At 54.0% G+C, this 278-nt stretch carries 1 protein-coding gene; it reads left to right on the top strand.

All coding sequences use genetic code 11. The features are described 5' to 3' along the window. Positions 1 to 198, top strand: a 198-nt coding sequence (locus AC0IYH_RS31235; RefSeq protein ID WP_471838083.1) for a hypothetical protein, incomplete at its 5' end; no start/stop codon positions are given. Positions 199 to 278: the final 80 nt, after the last annotated feature.

Consider the following 278-nt stretch of genomic DNA (forward strand, 5'->3'; position numbering starts at 1 on the left):
GTGGAGGGCTCGGGGACTGCGCCGATACCGATATTAAAGTTGGTGCTGTCAAAGCAACTGCACACGACCCGTCTAGGGCGAGATCCTAACCCGTTTGCCTGCCCTTCGGAACGCAAACGGGTGCATTCTCTAAACCAAGCCGAGCGGATCCGCAGCACTGACAGCTTTACTGGCTTATGCTCGATTGCTGAAGAATGAGTGATGTACGGTTGATTCGCGAGCTGGTGCACTTGTCTGCCAAAACCCTCTGCTATGGTCGAGACAGAGTGTTATTCAGG

Source organism: Pseudomonas sp. AC463, assembly GCF_979253585.1.